The organism is Mesorhizobium sp. M7A.F.Ca.MR.148.00.0.0, assembly GCF_003997735.1.
Taxonomy (GTDB): Bacteria; Pseudomonadota; Alphaproteobacteria; order Rhizobiales; family Rhizobiaceae; genus Mesorhizobium.
Genome location: NZ_RZTB01000333.1, coordinates 1 through 808, shown reverse-complemented (window position 1 = coordinate 808; position 808 = coordinate 1). Strand labels below are relative to the sequence as shown.

Annotated in this window: 1 protein-coding gene; it reads left to right on the top strand. The window is 59.2% G+C overall.

Annotated elements, in window-relative coordinates; translation table 11 throughout:
* Nucleotides 1-161 precede the first annotated feature (161 nt).
* Complete coding sequence (locus EOB49_RS34330; protein WP_127318148.1) at nt 162-659, top strand: metallophosphoesterase family protein; 498 nt, start codon at nt 162-164, stop codon at nt 657-659.
* Nucleotides 660-808: the final 149 nt, after the last annotated feature.

The window sequence follows — 808 nt, the reverse complement described above, 5'->3', positions numbered from 1 at the left end:
TCGAAGCTCTCTACTTTGCGCGCAAGTGCGGCCTCACCAAGGAAGAGGCACTCAAGATGCTCAGGGAAGCCCAAATCAGGATCGATGATGGACCCCAAAGCCGCTCCGGCAACCGAACTTAGAAGCGATCGTCGAGCGCTCATCTCAGCCAGCGGCGGCGCATGATCTTCTTCACCTCCGACACGCATTTCAACGATCCCCGCATTCTGCGGCTCGACCCCCGCCCCTTCAGTTCATTGGTGGCCCACGACCAGGCACTGACTGAACTTTGGAACGAGACTGTCGCTCCAAATGACGAGGTTTGGCACCTCGGCGACTTCGCCAAGGGATCGGCCGAGACAGTGTCTTCGCTGCTGTCCTGCCTCCACGGCACCAAACACCTGATCATCGGCAACAACGACGGCGTGGTAACGCTCCGCGCTTCGGCTTGGGCTAGCGTGCAACACTACAAGGAGCTAACTGTCGAGGGCAGTTTCTTGGTTCTTTGCCACTACCCGTTCCGCACCTGGAACAAGATCGGCAAGAAATCGATAAACCTGCACGGCCATTCTCATGGCCGGCTGAAGCCAATGACGCGCCAGCACGACGTCGGCGTCGACGCCTGGGATTTTCGCCCAGTCACCTTTGCTGCCATACAGGCCAGGCGCCGCCGAGATTGAGGTTAGCGCAGCAGATGGCGAACGATCGATGTCTTCACGTGGTGATGCTAGCCGCAAACAGGATTCCAGAATCCTGCCCCTGGAGTATTGCAGCCATGCTGGAACGCACCGCGAGTAAACTGGGACCGAGGAGCGCCCCACCCGTCTGC

Coding starts and splice junctions, on each gene's coding strand:
- EOB49_RS34330 (WP_127318148.1), top strand. CDS start 162: ATGATCTTCTTCACCTCCGACACGCATTTCAACGATCCCCGCATTCTG.